The organism is Streptomyces sp. NPDC002130 (assembly GCF_040296465.1).
Taxonomy (GTDB): Bacteria; Actinomycetota; Actinomycetes; order Streptomycetales; family Streptomycetaceae; genus Streptomyces.
Genome location: NZ_JBEOXI010000904.1, coordinates 1 through 1,344, shown reverse-complemented (window position 1 = coordinate 1,344; position 1,344 = coordinate 1). Strand labels below are relative to the sequence as shown.

Here is a 1,344-nt window from a genome sequence, read left to right as displayed (position 1 = left end):
CCCGCATCCGTCTCGTACTCCGGCTCTACAACCGGCGATTGGGGCAGCACATCGAGGAACTGCTGGACCAGACCGCCGCCGTCGCCTCCGGGGACGGTGAGGGAGCGGGTCTCGACGCGTCGACGACGGTGCTGTCCGACGCCGACACGGCCGCGCCCGCACTGGCCGCCACCGCTCTCGTCGGCACCAGCAAGGTCGTCCAGACGGAAGGGCTCGTGCTGCGGGCGGTGGAACGGCAGCCGCCGCGGCCGGGCGAGGTGGCCGACCCGGGACTGTGCACCCTGGCGCTGCTGTCCGCGACGAGCAACGACCCGGCCGGCGCGGACGGTTCCGAGGGCAGCGGGGAGCACGGGCCGCACCTGCTGCCGGACGAGGCTGCGGTGGCGTCGGCGACCGGGCGCGGGACCGTCGTCCTGGAGCAGGTGTCGTACTCGGGGCCCTCCCTGCCCGCGGGCCGGGGCGGTGTGCCGCCGTTCGCCTCGCTGTTCTCGCGGCGGCTGCGGTGGTCGCTGGCCGGGCTGGTGGGCTGTGTGCTGGCGCTCGCCGTCGGGTTGATGATCGTGACCGGCGAGCATCCGCTGTACGCGACGTACATCACGCTGCTCGATCTCTTCGGCATCAACGATCCCGCGCTCCACCAGTCGACCGCCCGGCAGGTGCTGCAACTGCTGTCCGGCCTGGTGGGGTTGCTGTTGCTGCCGGTGCTGCTGGCGGCGGTGCTGGAAGCACTGGGCACGTTCCGCAGCGCGTCCGCGCTGCGCAAGCCGCCACGGGGGCTCGGCGGGCATGTGGTGCTGCTCGGGCTCGGCAAGATCGGGACGCGCGTGCTGACGCGGCTGCGGGAACTGCACATCCCCGTGGTGTGCGTGGAGTCCGATCCGGACGCGCGGGGTCTGGCCACGGCGCGGCGGCTGCGGGTTCCCGTGGTGCTCGGCGACGTCACGCAGGAGGGCGTGCTGGAGGCCGCGAAGATCCACCGTGCCCATGCGCTGCTGGCGCTGACCAGCGCGGACACGACGAATCTGGAGGCGTCGCTGTACGCGCGGTCCGTACGGCCCGACCTGCGGGTCGTACTGCGGCTGTACGACGACGACTTCGCGACGGCCGTGTACCGGACGCTGCGGGCCGCGCACCCGTCCGCCCTGACGCGGAGCCGCAGTGTGTCGCATCTGGCCGCGCCCGCGTTCGCCGGGGCGATGATGGGGCGGCAGATCCTGGGGGCGATCCCGGTGGAGCGGCGGGTGCTGCTGTTCGCGGAGGTGGATGTGGCCGGGCATCCGCAGCTGGAGGGGCGGACGGCCGGGGAGGCGTTCCGGGCCGGGGCCTGGCGGGTGCTGGCGCTCA

Annotated in this window: 1 protein-coding gene; it reads left to right on the top strand. The window is 73.7% G+C overall.

The genetic code is table 11. From position 1 onward, the window contains the following. Positions 1-1,344 (top strand): potassium channel family protein (locus tag ABT116_RS46825; protein ID WP_351647421.1); only part of this gene is annotated, 1,344 nt, incomplete at both ends.